This window comes from Enterococcus infantis (genome assembly GCF_049166715.1).
GTDB lineage: Bacteria > Bacillota > Bacilli > Lactobacillales > Enterococcaceae > Enterococcus_C > Enterococcus_C leclercqii.
The window spans coordinates 466963-483999 of record NZ_JBMHFB010000001.1 but is presented as its reverse complement, the minus strand read 5'-3'; the positions used below and the strand labels follow the sequence as shown (position 1 = coordinate 483999).

General features: G+C 45.2%; 13 protein-coding genes and 1 riboswitch. Of the genes, 4 read left to right on the top strand and 9 right to left on the bottom strand.

All coding sequences use genetic code 11. The features are described 5' to 3' along the window. Window positions 1-3: 3 nt before the first annotated feature. Both ACOMA8_RS02105 and ACOMA8_RS02100 read right to left on the bottom strand, forming a co-directional pair. Window positions 4-1176, bottom strand: coding sequence for an AI-2E family transporter (locus ACOMA8_RS02105; protein ID WP_421368085.1), 1173 nt, complete (start codon window positions 1174-1176; stop codon window positions 4-6). A gap of 167 nt (window positions 1177-1343) precedes the next feature. Then, entirely contained in the window at window positions 1344-1895 is a 552-nt protein-coding gene (locus ACOMA8_RS02100) for a TetR/AcrR family transcriptional regulator (protein WP_421368082.1), read from the bottom strand. Window positions 1896-2075: 180 nt separating this feature from the next. Here ACOMA8_RS02100 and ACOMA8_RS02095 point away from each other — a divergent pair, with 180 nt between their 5' ends. The 3 genes from ACOMA8_RS02095 to ACOMA8_RS02085 all read left to right on the top strand — a co-directional run bounded on the left by ACOMA8_RS02095 (window position 2076) and on the right by ACOMA8_RS02085 (window position 6387). After that, entirely contained in the window at window positions 2076-2777 is a 702-nt protein-coding gene (locus tag ACOMA8_RS02095; protein WP_421368078.1) for an ABC transporter ATP-binding protein, read from the top strand. A gap of 67 nt (window positions 2778-2844) precedes the next feature. Then, a complete protein-coding gene (locus ACOMA8_RS02090) occupies window positions 2845-5607 on the top strand; it encodes an ABC transporter permease (RefSeq protein WP_421368076.1) in 2763 nt (920 codons plus the stop codon). 192 nt (window positions 5608-5799) lie between these two features. After that, complete coding sequence (locus ACOMA8_RS02085) at window positions 5800-6387, top strand: TMEM175 family protein (RefSeq protein ID WP_421368073.1); 588 nt, start codon at window positions 5800-5802, stop codon at window positions 6385-6387. A gap of 361 nt (window positions 6388-6748) precedes the next feature. Here the strand turns inward: ACOMA8_RS02085 and ACOMA8_RS02080 are convergent, their stop codons facing one another. The 4 genes from ACOMA8_RS02080 to ACOMA8_RS02065 form a co-directional block, all read right to left on the bottom strand. Then, window positions 6749-8110, bottom strand: a complete 1362-nt coding sequence (locus tag ACOMA8_RS02080) for an amino acid permease (protein WP_161898588.1) — start codon at window positions 8108-8110, stop codon at window positions 6749-6751. Window positions 8111-8369: 259 nt separating this feature from the next. Beyond that, entirely contained in the window at window positions 8370-9116 is a 747-nt protein-coding gene (locus ACOMA8_RS02075; protein WP_421368071.1) for an amino acid ABC transporter ATP-binding protein, read from the bottom strand. Between the two features lie 9 nt (window positions 9117-9125). Further along, window positions 9126-10727, bottom strand: a complete 1602-nt coding sequence (locus tag ACOMA8_RS02070; RefSeq protein ID WP_421368068.1) for an ABC transporter permease subunit — start codon at window positions 10725-10727, stop codon at window positions 9126-9128. A gap of 119 nt (window positions 10728-10846) precedes the next feature. Next, window positions 10847-11019, bottom strand: a riboswitch (Lysine riboswitch). A 216-nt stretch (window positions 11020-11235) separates the two neighbouring features. Next, complete coding sequence (locus ACOMA8_RS02065; RefSeq protein WP_161898585.1) at window positions 11236-11532, bottom strand: hypothetical protein; 297 nt, start codon at window positions 11530-11532, stop codon at window positions 11236-11238. A 279-nt stretch (window positions 11533-11811) separates the two neighbouring features. Between ACOMA8_RS02065 and ACOMA8_RS02060 the strand changes: the two genes are divergently transcribed. Further along, on the top strand, window positions 11812-12723 hold the full coding sequence (locus ACOMA8_RS02060; protein WP_421368064.1) for an EamA family transporter: 912 nt from the start codon (window positions 11812-11814) through the stop codon (window positions 12721-12723). 149 nt (window positions 12724-12872) lie between these two features. On the opposite strand, the gene ACOMA8_RS02055 is transcribed toward ACOMA8_RS02060, so the two are convergent. From ACOMA8_RS02055 to ACOMA8_RS02045, 3 genes are all read right to left on the bottom strand, one after another. After that, complete coding sequence (locus ACOMA8_RS02055; RefSeq protein WP_421368062.1) at window positions 12873-14192, bottom strand: MATE family efflux transporter; 1320 nt, start codon at window positions 14190-14192, stop codon at window positions 12873-12875. A gap of 427 nt (window positions 14193-14619) precedes the next feature. After that, window positions 14620-15342 carry an amino acid ABC transporter ATP-binding protein gene (locus ACOMA8_RS02050; protein ID WP_161898582.1) on the bottom strand — a complete coding sequence of 241 codons (723 nt, stop codon included), beginning with the start codon at window positions 15340-15342 and terminating at the stop codon, window positions 14620-14622. Continuing rightward, complete coding sequence (locus ACOMA8_RS02045; protein ID WP_421368251.1) at window positions 15335-16804, bottom strand: ABC transporter substrate-binding protein/permease; 1470 nt, start codon at window positions 16802-16804, stop codon at window positions 15335-15337. Before ACOMA8_RS02045 ends, ACOMA8_RS02050 begins: the two co-directional genes overlap by 8 nt. Window positions 16805-17037: the final 233 nt, after the last annotated feature.

Here is a 17037-nt window from a genome sequence, read left to right as displayed (position 1 = left end):
TTATCAGTAATCTTTTTCGGTAAATTCGGTGTTACGGTATTTGCCATCGTCTCCGAAAAAATGGTTGTAGCGTTGCTTGAATTTTCGGAAACAGAAGACGACAGCGATTTTGACGAGGCTATAGATAGGAATCCCGAAGACCACACCGACAAAACCCAGCAGATCTCCCATCACCAACAAGACCACCAAAATGGTGATTGGATGAATCTTCAAACGATCCCCTAGTACACGAGGGACTACCAAATCGCCGTGGAGCAGCTGAACAGCAAACCAGACGATGACGAATTTAATCAGCATAAATCCGGAATCCTGAAAAGCGACAAATAGTGCCGGAATAAAAGCCACAAAGGCCCCGATATAAGGAACGATATTCAAGATTCCAGCGGCTAAAGCAATCACTGTAGCAAAAGGTAGGCCAATCAAAAGGAAACAAATCCAATAGATTACGCCTAACAAGATTGAGGCGATGACTTGCCCTTTTAGGAAGGCGCCAATCTGCTGATCAGCGGTTTTGATTAGTTCATGAGTATCTCGGCGAAATCGTGGGGGCACGATATTCATGACGTTGCGGTAAAACTTATTGGGACTCTTGATTAAAAAGAAGGCGATGATCGGCCCAGTGAACAGTGTTACGCCTACCGTGGAAATAGTAGAAAAAATATTTCCCAAACTTTTAGCGCCGTCTTGCCAGTTGTCACTGATAAAGCCAAAAAGGTTGTCAGTGATGGAATCCAACGAATCCATTAGCTGCTGAAACTGGTCTGCCAAAGGAGTATTGTTAATAAAACTCTCCAAGCTGTTTTGAAAACCTTTGGCATACTCCGGTAGTTTGTCCACCAAATCCAGAGTCTGTTGTTGAATCACTGGAAATAGCTGGAAGCCGCCAAAGACCAGTAATCCGACGAGCAGGATATAGGTTACTGCCAGGCTGATGGTACGAGGCACCCCTTTTTCAGCTGCAAAGTCCACTACCGGTCGCAGCATATAATATAAAATCATGGCAAATACTACAGGTGGCAGTGCAGTCCCAATAATTACAGCCAGCGGACGGAAAATAAAGGAAACTTCCCGCAGCAAGAGAATAGTGATGGCTGTCAATGAGATCAGACCCAAGACAAAATAGGACGTTTTACCGCCGAAAAAAGCGATTAGTCGGTTCGATCCTCTTTCTTTCATATGATCCTTCCTTTCGGTAAAGCGATAGCTAATCGTTGTTAGTTACACGTAAGCGACTGAAAAGCAGTCTTTATACCAGTATAACGAAAGAAAAAAATCAGCACAAACCTAAGCGCTGCAAAAGGCAGAAGAGAGCTATTACTTGCAAGAAGAGTCCGTCAAATATTTCACTGGGTGTTTTGCAATACTTTAATGAGCATACCAGTCAGTGCTTGAGCTGGCACCGGCGAGCCATCTTCTAACCATTGGAGGATGGTTCCGATAGTCCCTTTGACAAAGTAAGCAAAATAATACTCCAAAAGCTGCGGATCTTCTTCTTGAAAGCGTTGACGGAATTCACTGATGGCTAAATCATGGACCTCATTGAAAGTGATAGCCAAAAGGCGACTGTCCTGATAGTCTTTCAAAATCAGCCGACCGACCACGGCATTTTCCTGTAAGACTTCGATGAAACGATTGAGCCAGGCTTCAAGATGATCTTTGGGCCGCATTGCCAAAATTGGTAAAATCTTATCCAAGAGATCTTGTTCGATTTGTGAAAAGAGGTCAGCGGGATCACGAAAATGTTGGTAAAAGGTCCCGCGGTTAATGTCTGCCTGTTGACAAATCTCTGTGACGGTAATCTTCGAAGGGTCTTTTTCTGCTAAGAGCTGGAGAAAGCTGTCTTTGATCGCTTGGCGTGTATAACGTGTGCGGCGATTATTTTTAGTACCGGCCATGTAGAAGCCTCCTATCAAGTATAAATGAGAGGGAAAAGATGAATGGTTGAACAATTTCCTAAAAAGTGTTGGTTTTATGACACAAGAAAAATAATTGCATATTGCCGCTGTTTTTCGAATTCATTATACTGACAGTGTGATATGTTTTCAACAGCGTGTTGAAAGAATGGAGGAAACAACGTGGCATTCATCGAAGTAAAACATGAATACAAACGCTATCAGATGGGGGAAACTGAAATCCTAGCCAACAATGATATGAGTTTTGAAGTTGCAAAAGGAGAGTTGGCAGTAATATTGGGGCCTAGTGGAGCTGGCAAGTCTACGGTTTTGAACATACTTGGCGGTATGGACAAACCCTCAGAAGGAGAAATTATCGTTGACGGTGTCCATATCGAACACATGAGTGACAAACAATTGACGGCTTATCGCCGCAAAGATGTCGGTTTTGTCTTTCAATTTTACAATTTGGTTCCTAATCTGACAGCCAAAGAAAATGTCGAGTTGGCAACGGCAGTGGCACCCGACGCTTTGCCGGTGGATGAGGTGCTAGATCAAGTGGGATTAGGTGAACGCAAGCAGAATTTTCCGGCACAATTGTCTGGCGGAGAGCAACAGCGAGTGGCGATTGCGCGAGCGTTAGCCAAAAATCCTAAACTTTTGTTGTGCGATGAACCGACTGGGGCGTTGGATTTTGAGACTGGTAAGCAAGTCTTGAAACTTTTGCAAAATGCCAGTCGCAAACAAGGCCAGACAGTTTTAATTATCACCCACAACTCGGCGTTAGCACCAATGGCTGATCGGGTGATCCGAATCAACGATGCCCGTGTGCGCTCGATGACAGTCAACCCGCAGCCGATATCAGTAGATGAGATCGTTTGGTAAGCTTTTAGTTACCGAATATTTTTTGTAACGCGGCGACTGAAATTGCCGTCATGGGAAAGGAAGTACAATGAAAACTAATTTGTATCTCAAAACAGTATGGCGGGACATCCGGAATTCCTTTGGTCGTTTTGCTGCCATCGTGATTATCATTTTTATGAGTGTTCTTTTATTTGTCGGAATCAAATCAATCGGCCCCGACCTGAATCGCACCGCAGACCAGCTGATAAAAACACAAAAGGTATCGGATCTTCAGGTGGTTTCGACTGGCGGCTTGACTGAAAATGATCTAGAAGCTGTTACAGCCGTGGCGGGAGTTACTGCCGAGTTGGGCCAACGACTGCCGATACATGAAGAAAAGCAGCAGCTAAATCTCCAGGTTTATTCCTATGCCGGTACCGATGGGCAAAATCACCCCATCATCACTAAGGGCCGTTTGCCAAAAGCAGCTGACGAGATCTTGATTGATCGGGTATTAGCAGACCGCTATCCACTGGAGACGACAATTACCTTGAAAGATGAGCAGCTAAAGAACACTACCTTTACAGTCGTAGGCTTCGCGGATTCCCCTATCTATGTGGATGATCGGGAACGAGGCGTCACCAATATCGGCGACGGCCAGGTGAGCGGCTTTGCTTACGTGCCCCAAGCAGCTTTCAAAAATGAGAACTATAGCATTTTGTATGTTTCTTTTAACGAGTTGGCAAAGCTTGCTCCTACTTCTGAAACCTATAAAGAAGACTTAGCTAAAGAAGAAGCTAAGGTGGAGCAGGCGCTGGCTGCACGAAAAGCGCCCCGCTTGAAAGAAATTAAAACGCTGGCTGAGGAAAAATTGGCCCCAGAAGCCAAAAAGTTAGCCGAGGCACAGCAAAAGTTGCAAGACGGACAAGCGCAACTGGATCAAGCAAAAGCGGAGACTGCAGCTGCTCGTCAGCAATTGGAGGCCACTAAAACGCAGTTGCAAGCTGCTGAAGCTATCGGTCAAGGAAATCCTGCCGCAGAGCAACAGTTAGCAGGAACCGAGAAAAATTTGTCAGCCGCCGAGGCGCAGTTAAAAGAAAAGCAACAAGAACTAGATGACAATCAGGAAAAAATCAAAAAAGGGCAACAGGAACTGGATCAAGCCCAGCAGGAAATCGATGAACTGAAAGAACCCAACTATCTGCTTACTGAAAGACAGGACAATCCTGGTTTCAATGAGTTTCAAAGTTTGGCTGTGCGAATCGATGCTATCGCTAATGTCTTTCCGGTGTTCTTTTTTCTGATTGCAATCTTGATTATCTTTACCTCCATGACCCGTATGATTGAAGAAAATCGCCGGGAAATCGGTACCTTGAAAGCGTTGGGCTATCGCAATGGCGAGATTGCTTCAAAGTATCTTCTTTATGCCTTTGCGGCGACTGTGATTGGCGTGGTACTAGGTGTAGTGGCAGGAAAAAATCTGTTGCCGCGGATTGTCTTTGATATGCTCAGTGATCAATATATCTATCAAAGCTATGCAAACGAATATTTTGTCCTGCCGATTTTGATTGCAGTGGCGGCAGCAGCTTTTTCAACATTGGTTTCTTCAGCGGTGGTATTGATCAAAGACTTGCGGGAAAAACCTACCACCTTGTTGAATGCCAGAGCACCACGTTCAGGACAGCGGGTGTTGTTAGAAAAGGTGAAACCCATTTGGAACCGCCTGAATTTCAATCAGAAAGTTGCTTATCGCAATATTTTCCGCTATAAAGCTCGCGGCTTGTTGACAGTTTGCGGTATCGCCGGTTGTGCCGGTCTGATGGTGGCGGGTTTTGGCTTGCGGGATTCGATTCCGGCACCGACAGCGATTCAGTTCAGCCAGTTGGTCCATTATGATGGTGTTGTTTCGCTGGATGAAGACCTCAATCACGATGAAACTGACTCCGTGGCGCAATTATTGACACAGCAATCAGAAATTACAGAGACATTCCGGCTTGAAACACAGCAGGTGACCTTCAAAAAAGCCGGTGTCACTAAGCAAAGTGCGACATTGAATGTAATTAATCCTTCTGAAAAGCAGTTGACAGATTTCGTAACTTTGCAATCAGGAAAAAATCAGCTACTGAAACTGACGGATACCGGGGCACTGGTAAGCCGGCAATTGGCCAAGCTCTTTGATGTCAAAAAAGGCGATACCTTGAGGATGACTAATGCTGCCGGTGAAAACTATTCGCTGAAGGTGGCGGGAATCTTTGACAATTATCTGGGGCACAGTCTCTATTTGACCCCAACCTATTATCAACAGGTCACCGGAGAAACCTCGCAGGACAATGCGTATTGGATCACTACTAAAGATTTATCGAGTAAAAAACGTCAAGCCTTAGCCAAGACACTATACAAGTCAGAGGACATTTTGAATGTGACCTATATGGCAGATCAACTGAAAAAGCAGGATTCCATGACGGAAAGTATCGGCCCTATCGTCTTTATTTTCATTTTGTTGTCAGCAGTGTTGGCCTTTGTGGTTTTGTACAATCTCACAAATATCAATATCAGCGAGCGACAGCGGGAGATGGCGACCATCAAAGTGCTGGGCTTTTACGATGGTGAGGTGACCATGTATCTCTTGCGGGAAACGGTGGTATTTACCGTGATTGGTATTCTTTTAGGCTTTGGCGTGGGTCGTCTGTTGACTTGGTTTATATTGACGATGGCGTCTTCGGATACGATTGTCTTCCCAATGGTGATTCACTGGCAAGGCTATGCAGTTTCGGCGGCCTTAACCATCCTCTTTACCGGAATTGTAACGGTGGTGACTCACTTCAAGTTAAAACATATCCACATGATTGAAGCGTTGAAATCCAACGAATAATCCGGCAAAAGACAGCGGTGAAAAATAGAGTCTGGGCTGTTCTGAGAGAGTCAGCTTCATATAGTTGTTGCGTCTCAGCTTTAGTTTTTGTTTACTGGGTGGGCTTTTACACAGGAGCTGTCCGCTGTGCTAAAATGGAAAGAAAATGGCAGCAGGAGAAGCTGGCCACAGATCCATGTCAGGGGTGAGTAGATGACAAAGTCGAGATTAGAAGCTTTTACAGATGGTGTCGTGGCCATCGTAATCACTGTGTTGGTGTTGGAAGTTCGCTTTCCCACAGAGCCTACGTTGTCTTCAATCTACGCTTTAAAGGATGTCCTGACAGCCTACATCGTCAGCTTCATCTTTGTGGCAGTCATTTGGGTCACTCATCACCGCTTGTTCCGGATGACAGAGAAGGTCAATGACAAGGTTATATGGGCGAATATTTTTTGGCTGTTCTGGTTGACGCTTTGTCCGGCGGCGACACAATGGGTAGGACAAAATCCTGGTGAATTCTGGCCGGAATTGTTGTATGTGGTGGTGTATACCATGTGGAGTCTTTCTTTTGGCATATTGACGCGCCAAGTGATTGCAGCAAACGATCCGACTTCTCGGGTCAATCAGGTCTTAAAAGGCGACAGACGCAGCCAATTATCCATGATTATCAATCTGGTACTAATCGCTGGTGTCTTTTTTGTCCCACAGGTCGGACTATTTGGCCGCTTTTTAGTCTCCGCTTTGTGGGTACCTTCCTATGAGGCAGCCGGAAAACTCCAACGAACTGTCTTTGGAAAGTAGTTGCCGGCAAGGATTGCCCCTTATCCGTAGAAAGAAAAGTCTGTGTTTGAAATTTTTAGCAATAAAGGGGCCGTGACAATAATTGAGTCACCCTCCTGCGAACCGAACACTACCAAACGCGAGCCGCAATGAAAAGAGAAGTCACTTCCATTAAAAATAGTGGAGGTGACTTCTCTTTATACGTATGGTATTGTTCTCTCTTCGGACTAAAACATGAATAGGGTCACAAATTTTCCTCATCCGTATACTTTTTACTAATTATGGTTAAACATCTGCTGTTTAGCACTTGGAAATTACTTGTGTCATCCTTCCTTTTTGCTTGTGATTCACGTTTGGTAGTATTTGCTTTGCAGGAGAATTGTCAGCTTCCTTTTTGCTTTCGCTGAAATTTTAGATAGTAGATTCCTCGTAAAAGTAAAAACCAAACTGGAGTAACCAAAGCCGCCAGTCGAGTTTCGGGAGTATACAGTAACACACCGGAAACAAACAGCAAAAAGGCGAAGATCAGATAGTTGCTCAGCGGATAAAAAGGCATCTTGAAGGCATGGCTTTGCTTGCCGCGAATGCTGCGGCGATATTTTAAGTGGGTGTAAGTTAAGATCCCCCAGACAAACAAAAAGCAGGTGGTAGCAATACTCGTTACCACGGTGAAGACTTGACTAGGCATTACGAAATTCATAATTACGGCACTGAAAATCACCAATGCGGAAAAAAAGATGGCGTTGGCCGGGACTTGGTGTTTCGTCAGTTTAACGAAGGGCTTCGGAGCACTGCCTTCTTGGGCCAGCGAACGAATCATGCGTCCAGTACTGTAGATGGCACTATTACAAGCAGAAGCTGCAGCACTGAGGACGACAATATTAATGACAGTCGCAGCGACAGTGATGCCAATTTCAGAAAAGACTTCCACGAAGGGACTTTCACTGGTGCCTAGACTATTCCATGGATAGATAGCCATAATTACAAAGAGGGAGCCAAGGTAAAACAAGATGATTCGAATCGGAATATTGTTGATGGCTTCTGGCAAGACCTTTTCCGGATCTTTGGTTTCCCCAGCCACCAGACCCACCAGCTCAATCCCTACAAAGGCAAAGGTTACCATCTGAAAGGATTGTAAAAAGCCCTTGAGACCTTTAGGAAACCAGCCGCCGTGAGACCAGATATTGGCAAGTTTTACCGGACCGGCTGAGGTGGGATAATGGGTGAAAATCATATAAGCGCCAATACCGATTAGCGCCAGAATTGCCACCACTTTAATCAAAGCAAACCAGAACTCCAACTCACCAAACAAAGAAACGGCAATAAGATTCAGCGCCACTAAAATCAACAGCGCGCAGATTTCCGGCAACCACTGGGGGATGTTAGGAAACCAGTAGCGAACATACAGTCCGGTGGCAGTCAAATCCGCCATCGCAATGGCAATCCAGCAAAACCAATACGTCCAGCCAGTTATAAAAGCCCATTTTTTACCGAGATATTCGGCTACGAAATCCAAAAAAGAATGGTTATTCGTGTTGGAAAGCAACAGTTCCCCTAATGCTCGCATAATCAAAAAGCAGATGCCGCCGGTAATCATATAAGCAAACAAAATGGAAGGACCCGTCTGCTGGATGGACTTTCCCGATCCGAGAAATAACCCGGTACCAATGGCGCCACCGATGGAAATCAGTTGGACGTGACGATTTTTAAGACTGCGGGAAAGCTCCTGCTCTTGCTGTGCCATGAAAATTCCTCCTGGAAAAGCTGCTCTGTCGAAACTTCGATACTGAAGATAGCGAGACTGGGGACAATAGTTATTACGAACGAGACCAAAGTCGCTGATTTATAATCGTTAGGACAGAAACGAATTTTTTCAATAATGGGTCATTTTACCTCGATTCATGAAAATTTTCAATAGTGTCTTTACAATCCGTGAAAAAACCGCCTCCGCAAACAGTGTAAAAAACACTGTAGCGAAGGCGGTATTCCTGTTTGTAAAAATGTTATTCTTCTTTTTCCAATACCCGCTGAAGGAATTCTTTTGTGCGGGCCTCTTTGGGGTTACCAAAAATGTCTTCAGGGGTTCCTTCTTCAGCAATGACTCCTTGATCCATAAAGATGACACGATCGGAGACGTCTCGGGCAAAGGCCATTTCATGAGTTACGATAACCATGGTTAGACCAGTATGGGCCAAGCTTTTCATGGTTTTCAACACTTCTCCTACCATCTCTGGATCAAGGGCTGAGGTAGGTTCGTCAAAAAGCATGACATCTGGATTCATGGACAAAGCACGAGCAATCGCTACCCGTTGTTTTTGACCGCCGGAAAGCTGGGCTGGCATCGCTTTTTGATAGCTGGCCATTCCGACTTTTTCCAGATTGGCAACGGCTGTTTTCGTAGCTTCAGCTCGGCCACGCTTCAAAACGGTAACCTGACCGGTAATACAGTTTTCCAGCACATTCAGGTTGTTGAAGAGATTGAAAGATTGGAAGACCATTCCCAGATGGGTGCGGTATTTTGTCAGGCTATAGCCTTTTTGCAATACATCTTGACCCTGATAATGGATTTCGCCGCTGGTAGGGGTCTCCAAGAGGTTGATACAGCGCAACAGGGTAGATTTCCCTGATCCGGAAGAACCGATGATACTGACCACTTCACCTTTGTTGACGGTAAAGTCGATATCTTTCAAGACTTCGTTGTCCCCGAAGCTTTTTTTCAAGTGTTTGATTTCAATAATGGATTCTGTCATGGTCTTCTCCTATTCTTCCAGTTCATTCTGAATGGTGGCAGTATCGGTTTTTTCATAAGAGGATGGGCCGTCAATTTTGGTTTCAATCAAGCGCAGTGTTCGGGAAACAGCCAATGTCATAACCAGATATATTAGACCAATGATGGTAAAGGTTTGGAAATACTGATAGTTAGTGCCGGCTGCCGAATTTCCTTGGAAGAAGAGATCGGCTACCGAAATCACGCTCAATACGGCGGTATCTTTGATGTTAATGACGAATTCATTACCAGTCGCTGGCAGGATATTGCGCAAGACTTGAGGCAATACGATTTTTTTCATGGTTTGTCCATGGGTCATCCCGATAGCTTGCGCCGCTTCAAACTGTCCTTGGTCAACCGCATAGATCCCACCGCGGACGATTTCAGACATATAGGCACCGGTGTTGACAGAAACGATCAGCAGCGCGGCAAAAGTTCGATCTAGGTTGATCCCGAAAGCCATACCCAAGCCATAGAAGATAACCATCGCTTGTACCATCATAGGCGTTCCACGAAAGACTTCGATGTAGACGGTCAATAGGCCATTGAAAAGTTTTTGGAAAAAGCGACCCGCCAAGCTGGCAGCTTTCGGCAATGTCCGGTAAACCCCAATCAATAGGCCAATTCCCATCCCGATGACTGTTGAGGTCAATGCAATGAATAAAGTTAGTCCAGCGCCTCGTAAAAAGAGACCGCCATAATTTTTCCAGATGTTTTTGAAATCAGTGAGAAGACCAGGCTTTTCTTGAGCAGTCGCTTCTTTATCTGCAGCGATTGGCTGCTCTTTGATTGCTTGATCCATCAGTTTCAAACGCTGGTCTTGAGAAATACCAGCCAAAATTTCATTGACCTTGGCGATATTAGGATCACCTTTGCGCATCCCGATAGCTACCTGGACATCTTCCGGATTGGTTTTGAAGCCTTTGCCCTCAGCGAATTCTACCATTTTGTACTGGTTGCTGGCAGTTTCAGCAGTAACTCCTTCTGGACGTTCACTGACATAGCCGTCGATATCGCCGGACAATAGGGAAGCGCGCATTTGTGAGAATCCTTTTGCGGCCTGTCGTTTTTCAACTCCGGGAATCTGATCAATCACTGTGTAGTGGAAAGTAGACTGTTGTGCGGTGATTTTAGCACCCTTAAAGTCTGCTAAGGAGGTGGCATCGGCGTATTTGCTGTTAGCACGGGTCACGATGACCAAGTCGGACTCGTAATAAGGATCGGTAAAGTCGATTTCTTTTTTACGTTCAGCGGTGGGGGACATCCCGGCGATCACCGCGTCGAGATTGTTAGACTGCAGTGCGACTGGCAGAGCGTCCCATTCAGTTTTGACAATGACCAGCTTTTTGCCTAGGCCTTCAGCAACCTTTTTGGCAATCTGAACATCGTATCCACCGGCCCAACTCGATTTGTCGATGGGAACCGCTCCGTGGGCATCGGTGGTTTGGGTCCAGTTGAAAGGGGCGTAGCCGGCTTCCATTCCTACGCGAAATTCGTCATTTGGAGTTGTTTCATCGGCGTAGGCTTGGGGTACCAAGCCAATCAGCGATAACAACAAAGTCAACAAGGTGATCAGGGCAGCTCTTTTTTTCATAATTCTCTCCTTTTGAGATAGTGGACTTATTGGGAACACAGTGTCTTTCAAAAACAAAAAACAGCCGTCCCTATGCTTAGGAACGGCTGTGAACAAGCAATATTGTTTACGAACCTCTCACAAAACATAGCGCACCTTGGCAATAGCCAAGACAGTCTGCAAATTGTTCATTTGCAGCCCAACGGATAAGGAGCAGCATCTCCTTTGCCGTTTCGGCGAAAGCCCCTAGGCCCGCTTCGTCGCAATGCTCTGCTCGACGGGGTTAATGGCGTTCGCAACCTCTACATGGTGAAGTCATTCTCTCGATTTTAGTGGTGTACTTTAATAATTATAGATAGGAGTTTAAAGGATAGCCAGCGGATTGTCAATGGATAAGGGTGATTTTTCAGAAAATCAAATGGCAGCTTTCAGCAGAGAAGGGCTATCCTCCCAGGCAATCCGCCAGGTGAAGTTGGCGAAATACCAACAAAAAAAGATCGACACGTCATGAGACGCGCCAATCTTTTTGTTAGGCGATCTTTTCTTTTGGCTCGCGGCCTAAAACGGCTTGTACCAGTGTCAAAGCAACCAGTACGCCCAAAATCACGTAGATTAGGCTTGAGTATTGAGTGATGCCCCAACCCCATGTGCGGTAGACTGCCAAAGTGATAGCCAAAACGATAGCAGCGATCACATTGAAGAAAGCAAAGGCCCACAGGTTTCCGTTTTCTTTCTTAGCCAGATAAAAGACTGAAAAGAAGACGCTCAACGCCAACCAGGCGATACAAACAAGAATAATGCCCCAGTAAATGATAAATGGTACCATGGATTTTCACCTCGCAATAATTGTGTGCTGCAGACAGAAGACTTTTCCAGTGACACGGATGGGCATCGGCGATACAGCTGTTGCTTTTTAGTGTGCACTTTCTCACAATCAGGACTACAGCCACTGATTCCATCTGCCATTTTAGCATGTTTTTTTTGTGCTGTCATGAAATGAAGGTTTTCTAGCAGAAAAAAAAGAAAAATATTTGACGGTGAAAAAAGATTAAGCTAACTTTAAGAAGATAATCGGTTAAATTTTTAGGAAATGGATGTGTTGGGAATGTGGTTTGCGTCTGCACTGATCACGATTTTGGCTTGGGGGACAGCCGATCTCTTCTATAAAAAAGGAAATAACGCCGCTGACCCTCACAGTGCCATGAAAACTACTATCATGGTAGGGCTGGTTATGGGGCTGCATGCAGTGTTATATTATGGCGTCTATGAAGGCATCAATTACGATTGGAAAAATCTGATCGTCTATTTGCCGGTTTCGGCGATGTATATTTTGTCGATGGCGATTGGCTACTTTGGGTTACGCTATATCGAAGTCTCCATTTCCTCGCCAATCAGTAATTCTTCGGGCGCTGTGACGGCACTTTTGGGCTTTATGATTATGGGCAACTCATTGAATGGCTTACAGTTTTTAGCAATCAGCATGATCTTGATTGGTATTTTGTTGCTGTCCATCTTTGAAAAAGAAGCCGATGATGCCGAACTAGCCGCGGAAGGGGTCCAAGTTGATCCGAAGTACCGTTTTGGAGCTATCGCCATTTTGTTTCCCATTTTGTACATGATCATTGATGGTATGGGGACCTTTTTAGACAGCTATTATCTAGAGTACAAAAAGATCCTTCCAGAAGACCAAGCCAATATGAGTTATGAACTGACTTTCTTGCTTGTGGCATTGCTGCTATGGGGGTACTTGGCACTGATCAAAAAAGAAAAATTCGCAGTCTTTGAAGAGCGGGACAAAGGTCTGGCAGCCATCTTTGAGACGCTGGGTCAATTCTTTTATATCGGTGCGATTTCCAGCAAAGAAGCGGTCATCACTGCGCCACTGATCTCTGCTTACGCCATTGTTTCAGTCTTGTTGGGAAGAATTTTTTTGAAGGAACGGTTGAGAGCCAAACACTATCTAGTGATTGCCGCCATCATGATTGGGATTGCTATCCTGGGCTTTTATGACGGTTAAAAAAGCAAAAATCCGGGTCGCCGGTCATCCAAAGGTCGCTGGTTTCAGCGAATAGAAGATGACGGCATCCGGATTTTTTTCTCGTATTAGCTGAAACACGCCCCTAGTGCTGTCCGTTGCGCAATTAAAGTGTCAAAGGCGTGCTAGTTCTAGTTAATGTCAGCAGAATCTGAACTTCTTGAAGGACAGGGGATAGTAGATTGTTTGCGATAGTAAAATAGCAGGCCATAAGCTGCTGCCATAGTCAAAAACTCTGTGATAGGCAAACTGCTCCAGACCCCGGTCATGCCGGCTAAACGACTTGCTATCAGCAAGATTGGAATAATCAGCAGATACCCTCGCAATAAAGCGATGGTAAAGGCTTGTTTGGCTTTGCCCACAGCTGAAAAAAAGATAGACAGCAGAATATTACTGCTGGAAGCAAAGAAAGCCAGAAAATAGATTGAAATGCCAGTGACTGCTAAATTAGTCAAGACAGGATCGTTGTCACTATTGAAAAAGCCGGTGATTGGGTATTTGAAGATGATTAATAGTGTATAGAGAATAGCGGCTAATCCCAAACTGACTTTAAGTCCAAATTTCAAATAATCATCGACTGCTTTTTGATCACCTCTACCGGCAGCCCGACTAATCAGCGGCTGCACCCCTTGAGCTACCCCGGTGAACATCGCTAAGCCCACTAGGACGATATTGGCCAGAACTCCATAGGCGGCAACTGCGACATCACCTCGCAGTGACAACAATACCTGGTTGAAGATTAAGATGCTGACGCCGGTACTCATTTCTGTCAAAAAAGAAGACAGCCCCAGTTGAACGGAGCGGCTGATAGTTTCCAGGCGAGGAATCGCTAAGGACAATGTCAGTTTTCGCTGCGGTTTCTTACGGTGAAGACTCAGGATAGCTAAACTTAAAACGGGCGATAAAACGGTGGCCAATGCTGCGCCAGCCATCCCCATATCCATTGGAAAGACGAAAATATAATCAAAAATGATGTTGAAAAGGCTGGAAGCGAGCATGGCCATCATTGCCAGCTGTGGGTTGCTGTCATTGCGGACAAAGGCCAGAACCAGATTGTTCAAAATGAAAAACGGTGCCATAATCAGGATGAAACGCAGATACATAACCGTCAAATCCAACGTTGCCGCGCTGGCTCCCAAAGCAGTAGCAATCGGATTCACAAAGAAAATGCCCAATAGCGTAAACCCGCCGCCGAGAATCAGTGCGGTGACGATCAACTGAGAAAAGTAATTATTTTTGCCAGCCTGCAAGCTGAATAAGGTGGCACCACCCATACCTAAAAGTAGCCCCAGGCCGTTCAAAAGATTGAACAATGGCAAGGCAATATTTAGTGCGGTCAGTCCCAAATTACCGACGCCGTTTGCAATAAACAGGGTATCGGCCAAGATGTAGACGGACAAAGCTAATGTACTAAGGACACTTCTGGTAACGTAACTTCTGACTTCTTTCATAAAAACTCCCTCTCTTTTGGCTTTGCAATAGCCGCTTAAAATTGCGAATGACGCATAAAAAGGAACGGTGCGTCATCCTCCTCATGGCCTATCAGATGACGTCCGTTCCCGACTGCAAGTCGGCAAAACCCGGCGATTTTGCATATATTCAATTCCGCAAACAGCCAGCAAATGGTACATTTACGGCGATTTTCGGTAAAATTTCATGATTCTCAGACATTTTAGCACCGGATTTTTTCAAAGGCAATGAAGATGGGCAGATTCTCATTGCTTTTTGACAAAGTACTCATTGAGGTCATTGCCGTCGATAGGAGATCTAAATAAGTGATCGGCCAATAATAAAAAAACAAGCAGCTGCCACTTTCTTTCAGTGGCAGCTGCTTGTCTTGCGCGATTGGTAGTATTCAATTCATTTTTTGAAGCTCGATTATAGTACTTTGCGCAAAAAGTCTTGGGTTCGAGGATTCTTGGGCGCGCCGAAGATCTCTTCCGGGGTTCCTTGTTCTTGAATAATTCCTTGATCCATGAAAATCACTCGATCGGCAACTTCTCGGGCAAAGCCCATTTCGTGGGTGACAACTACCATGGTCATGCCTTTTTCTGCCAAGGCTTGCATAACTGCCAGCACTTCGCCGACCATTTCCGGATCCAAGGCAGAAGTCGGTTCGTCAAATAGCATAACGTCAGGATTCATAGCCAATGCACGGGCAATCGCTACCCGTTGTTGTTGCCCGCCGGAAAGACTGGCAGGGTAAGCCGCAGCTTTATCAGCCAAACCTACTTGTTGCAACAAGGCCAGTGCGGCACCGTTTGCTTCTTCAGCAGATTCTTTTTTGACTTTCACAGGGCTGATGGTCAAATTCTCTAAGACGGTCATGTGAGGAAAGAGGTTGAAGCTTTGGAAAACCATGCCCATTTTCTGACGTAATTGGTCAATCTGAACCCCTTTAGCCAAAATATTTTGGCCTTCAAATTCAATCACTCCGCTGGTGGGTTGCTCCAATAAGTTCAGACAACGGAGAAAAGTAGATTTCCCACTGCCGGAAGGGCCGATGATTACTACGACTTCACCGGCAGCTACCTGTAGATCAATCCCTTTTAATACTTCGTTTTCATCATATGCTTTATGCAGGTCTTTGACATCAATCATTGGCCATTCTCCTTTCAGCTACACCTAAGAGACGGGAAATTGTAAAGGTTAAAACAAAATAGATTAGTGAGACAATCACGTAAGGAATAAACGGTTTGAAACTAGCCCCTTGTACCACACCGGTTTGGAAGATCAATTCGGAAACCCCAATGACGGAAACGACTGAGGATTCTTTGATGACAGTCACGAACTCGTTGCCCAAAGCAGGCAGGATATTTTTGATAGCTTGCGGGAAGATGATAAAGCGCATCGCTTGTGCCTGATTCATCCCTAAAGAACGGGCCGCTTCTAGTTGACCTTTATTGACAGCGTTGATTCCGGCACGAATAATTTCGGCTACATAGGCCCCACTATTCAGCGCCAGCGCGATACAACCGGCAGCCAGCTTGGACATGTCAAAGCCTAAGACACCAGTCCCAAAATAAACGATAAAGATTTGCACCAAAAGTGGAGTGCCGCGAACATATTCAATATAAATAGTAGCAAGCAGCTTCACAAGCTTGCTTTTAGACAGCTTCATTAATGCCAAGATTGCGCCAAGGACAGCACCAAACAAAACGCCGATAAAGGCTAGAAAGACAGTATAACCTGCTCCGGAAATATAATAGGGCAAGTATTTTTTCAAAAAGCCCTGGTCGCCTTCTCCCAGCATCAATTCATTGGCTTCCTTCTGATAGCCTTCTAGCAAGTTCTGGGCTTTAATATCCGCGATAGAAGCGTTGATTTTTTCCAAAAGATAAGGGGCATTCTTAGCAACCGCGGCAGCCATTTCTTTACTGCCGTCTTTGAAGTGCACTTGATCTGCGACAGCGAGGCTCTTGTTGACTTGGGCATAGGCGTCAGCTACGGGCCCTTCGATAATGACAGCGTCAATTTTTTCATTGGTCAAGTTGGTAATCAAATCGGGTACTTTTTGTAAGGATGTGATATCGGAGTTTGGCAGTTCAGCTTTTGCCAGTGTCTCCTGGTCACTTTGTTTTTGGACACCGACAGCGACACCATTCAAGACGTCCAATGAAGTAAATTTGTCGGCATCCGCTTTTCTGACCACGACTTTTTGTGTGACGGTCATGTAGCCATCAGTGAAATTGACTTCTTTTTCCCGCTCGGGTGTCGGATTCATTCCGGAAATAACTATGTCGATTTTCCCAGTCTGTAAAGCACCTAATAGCGCGTCAAAGCCCAGTTCTTCGACTTTTAGTTTAACACCTAAGTCTTCGGCAATTTTTCCGGCGATAGCGACGTCAAAGCCGACTACTTTGTCTTCGCCGTCTACCGTTGCGTGAAATTCGAAGGGGGCATAGTCGGCAGAGAGTCCCACCACCAACTCACCGCTTTGCTGAATCCGCTGGTAGATGGGATCGGTGGTTTCTTCGGCATGAACAGGGGTCTGAAACGCGAACAAACTCAGTAAGAGTCCCAGTACCGGGATGAGCAGCAGTGGTTTCAACTGTTTTTTCATAAGCATAAATAAATTCCTTTCTTGCAGCAAAGAGGAGCAACTCTTTGCGAATATACATAATTTTATTTTTTTTGTATAAAAATTCACTCGAACGTGCTAAATAGTATCATATAATTATTAAAAAGAAAAGGGGATGCCCGCAATTTTTTCGTGAATCAGCAAGAAGGCTCGCTGATTGGAGGCTTGGTAATCCACAGCCAAAACGGGTATACTGAATCTGCGAGGTGAAGAGT